3 protein-coding genes and 3 pseudogenes are annotated in these 3,724 nt (G+C 49.7%); 1 reads left to right on the top strand and 5 read right to left on the bottom strand.

Annotated elements, in window-relative coordinates; genetic code table 11:
• Nucleotides 1-143: pseudogene (locus RMO35_RS25425) on the top strand (SDR family NAD(P)-dependent oxidoreductase); the annotation flags it as partial.
• Here the strand turns inward: RMO35_RS25425 and RMO35_RS20285 are convergent.
• The 5 genes and pseudogenes from RMO35_RS20285 to RMO35_RS20265 all read right to left on the bottom strand — a co-directional run.
• Nucleotides 136-660, bottom strand: a pseudogene (locus RMO35_RS20285) (SDR family NAD(P)-dependent oxidoreductase); the annotation flags it as partial. The pseudogenes RMO35_RS25425 and RMO35_RS20285 sit on opposite strands and share 8 nt — an antisense overlap.
• 187 nt (nt 661-847) lie before the next feature.
• Nucleotides 848-1,213, bottom strand: coding sequence for a hypothetical protein (locus tag RMO35_RS20280; RefSeq protein ID WP_309743643.1), 366 nt, complete (start codon nt 1,211-1,213; stop codon nt 848-850).
• A 190-nt stretch (nt 1,214-1,403) separates the two neighbouring features.
• Nucleotides 1,404-1,919, bottom strand: a complete 516-nt coding sequence (locus RMO35_RS20275; protein WP_309743641.1) for a hypothetical protein — start codon at nt 1,917-1,919, stop codon at nt 1,404-1,406.
• A gap of 101 nt (nt 1,920-2,020) precedes the next feature.
• Nucleotides 2,021-3,250 carry a zinc-dependent alcohol dehydrogenase gene (locus tag RMO35_RS20270; protein WP_309743639.1) on the bottom strand — a complete coding sequence of 410 codons (1,230 nt, stop codon included), beginning with the start codon at nt 3,248-3,250 and terminating at the stop codon, nt 2,021-2,023.
• Nucleotides 3,251-3,348: 98 nt separating this feature from the next.
• A pseudogene (locus RMO35_RS20265) lies at nt 3,349-3,724 on the bottom strand (SRPBCC family protein); the annotation flags it as partial.

The raw sequence follows: 3,724 nt of genomic DNA, 5'->3' as shown, positions 1-3,724 counted from the left end.
CGCGTCACCAGGGACGGATTTTGTTTACATCCTCGATCGTCTCCCAAATGCCAGGGCCATTTCAAGCGGTATATGCCGCCTCCAAAGCCTTCGTCCACTCCTTCTCCCAAGCACTCCGCAACGAACTCAAAGACAGCGGTGTGCTTGGGAGAAGGAGTGAACGAAGGCTTTGGAGGCGGCGTAAACGGCTTGAAATGGCCCTGGCATTTGGGAGACGATCGAGGATGTAAACAAAATCCGTCCCTGGTGACGCGCTACCATATCGGGGACGACGCGTTTGGCTAGGTGGACGGATGAGGCGATATTCAGTTCGATGATATTGAGTTCTGCCTGGAGGTCGGTTTCGATGAATGCCCCACCGACGCCGACTCCGGCATTAATGGCGATCGCCTCAATCGGTTTGCCAGCCGCCTGAATCTGCTGGTACAACGTCTCTACGCCGTCGTAGGTGGCGAGATCGGCTTGGACGGTTGCGACTTTAGCTCCAAGCTGCTCGAAGGCTTCAGCGACGGTTTCGATCCGCTCCCCGGTCGATGTGATGAGGAGATCGAAGCCATTTTTGGCGAATTGTTTGGCGAGTTCGTAGCCGATACCGCTAGAGGCTCCCGTTACTACTGCTAAGGGTCGCGCTGTGGCATCGGGCACGGAATAAGTAGTCATAACTATTTAAATACTTAATCAATTTGGTGGTTATTTGTTACGGGGTTTGCTATGTCCGATCGCCAAGAAAATTAAGACCAGGCTAGATCGCCGACTTATTGCGAGAAGTCGGCGATCCGATCTATCCTAATCGTGACTGCTCAAGACATAATCGACGGCATCGATCGATGCTTTCGCGCCTGGAAAATTAATTGTTCTCAACACTTTTTTCCAGCTCGTTCGCGCTGCGTTTAGCGACATCTGGATACATGCCGCCAAACTCTTTAACAGCATCTGCGGATTGTTCGCCGATGCGTTCGAGTCTTTCTCCAGGCTTACCTTTAACTTCCCGCGCTTGCTTTTGCCATTCCCCAGTAGTTTTGGGTCGATCGGGATTTTCTTGATGTACCATTCGATCGAGTTTGTCGATCGTGGCTTTGCTAGCGAGATCGGGTGCGGGCGTGGTATTTAATAAAATAAAACCGATCGCGATGACCGATAAAAATTGCCGTACTCGTACCTGCTTGAACCAGTTACCGATTTGAGTCACTGTCCGGGCGATTGTCTGTAACATTTTTAATTCCTCTTTGCTAAGTCAAACACTTTGACAAGTAAATTTTATCTTTAATTCAGTATTAAGATTAGCTATATTTATGACAAATAATTCTCTATCAAAAGATGTAGATTGAGTGCGTAAAAGAGGTAGGTAGAATTTCGAGTTTTCATGAGCCAGTTTCATAATTGACTCGACATGAAATAACTAATTAGGTACCGATCGGTTCGGTATAGCCTTGAATGTTTTCTGGCTCAAACTGACGCAAGATCCGTGTAGCTCGCTCGGTAAGTTCGCCCGTGCCTTTGACAATAACTAGATATTTACCAGCATTGAGCCGATTGCGATATGCCAGTGCATCACCGCTACCAATGGTTAGACCGACAGCACCGCCAGAAAAATAAGCACCCAAGGCACCCGCACCAGCGCCAAAAATACCACCTAAAACATGGTTGACAATTGGTACGCCTTCGGGAATTATTTCGATCGCGGTCAACCAGTTGAAGGCGTAACCTGCAATAAATCCAAAGCTAACTAGCCAAAATAATTCGCGTTTGATTTCTTGCTTGGCTTCAACATTAGGATCGATTAATCCATAGTCATCGGCACTTTGATAACCGTCACCTAATATGTTAATGCCATCGTTTGGTAAGCCTTCTTTTGCTAGTGCAGAATAGGCGGCTTCGGCTTGAATACGATCGGGTAAAACGGCAACGAGATAATTCATAAAAATTAGGGGTTTGATGAAGATAGCTACTCGATCGCAGATCCCCGACTTCTTAAAAGAAGTCGGGGATCTAGGAAATGCAAGGGTGAGAAGAAGCTACGCTACGCGCTCGGAATTGTCGGCCATTCGGTTGTTTGAGCTGTTGGAGCTATTTGAGCTGTTTGACCGGGTTTGAGTATGACCTTGATACAGCTCTCTTTTTTATGCTTGAAGATTTCGTAAGCGTGGGGGGCTTGCTCCAGGGGGAGAGAGTGAGTAATGATAAATGTCGGGTCGATATCGCCGTTTTGGACTCGATCGAGTAGGGGTTGTAGATACTTATGGACGTGCGTCTGTCCCGATTTCATCGTCAAGCCCTTATTCATAAATGCACCCATCGGGATTTTGTCAACGAAGGCGTTATAACCACCGGGTACAGAGACGCTACCACCTTTACGGACGGCGACGATCGCCTGACGTAATGCAGTGGGGTTATCGGTTTCGAGCTTAACCGCCATCATCGCTTTGTCATAGAAGCCTTCTAGCCCCATCCCGTGTGCTTCCATGCCGACAGCATCCATCGCCGAATCGGGGCCGCGCCCGCCTGTCATCTCCTTGAGAGCTTCGCCGACTTCAATTTCTTCATAGTTGAGGATTTCGGCACCGCCAGCCTTCGCCATTGCCAACCGTTCGGGGACGCGATCGATCGCAATTACCCGCTCGGCACCGAGCATAAACGCACTGCGGATCGCAAATTGTCCCACGGGACCACAACCCCAGATCGCGACGGTATCTCCCGGCTGAATATTGCAGTTTTCAGCAGCCATATAGCCAGTGGGGAAGACATCGGTAAAAAAGACCACCTGCTCGTCGGTCAAGCCGTCAGGAATCTTAAATAAACCGACATCGGCAAACGGCACGCGGGCATACTCAGCTTGACCGCCAGCATAGCCGCCCAGCAGGTGCGAATACCCCATTAGACCTGCTGGCGAGTGACCCATCACTTTTTCGGCCATCCAAGCATTGGGATTGGAGTTGTCGCACAATGAGGTCATTTCCCGACTGCAAAAGAAGCAGGAGCCACAGGAGATCGTAAATGGCACTACAACTCGATCGCCAATTTTGACATTAGTGACTTTACGCCCCAGTTCCACTACCTCGCCCATGAATTCATGACCGAGGATATCCCCTTTTTTCATGGTGGGGTTCATGCCGTTATATAAATGCAGATCGGAGCCACAAATCGCGGTGGTGGTGATGCGGATAATCGCATCGCGCGGATTGAGGATTTTAGGATCTGGAACTGTTTCGACTTGGATTTTATTGGTACCTTGCCAGCAAACTGCTTTCATAATGGTGAATAGTGGATAGTGGATAGTGGATAGTTTTAGTGCGTTGGGTTTTATGCTGGTTGATGAGCGACAGCCGAACCGCAACCCAACCTCCAGATCTAACTCCGTCGCCCGCAGGATTGACCTTCAGTAGTCGCAATTTCCCCTGTCTCCATCAGCATCTTGAAGCGGCGTAGATCGTCACCGATCTGCTGTTCGGGGTTTTCGCCAAATAAGGATGCGATCGCGGCAGTGAGTGCGCCACCTGGTACGCTATACTCCAGCACGACTTTGACTTCCACGCCACGTCCGGGAGGTGCGGGGGTAAATCGGACAAAACCAGAGTTTTCGACATCTGCATCGGGGACAGAAGCCCAGCTAATCATCTGATTTGGCAGATCGGTAATGATGTCAGCATCCCACTCGACACTCTTGCCCAGCGGCGCACTCGCCACCCAATGCGATCGAGTTTCATTGATAACAGTCACCGATTTG

The organism is Chamaesiphon sp. OTE_20_metabat_361, assembly GCF_031364565.1.
Note: the sequence above shows the minus strand (reverse complement) of the source record. Positions and strands in the feature narration are given on the sequence as shown.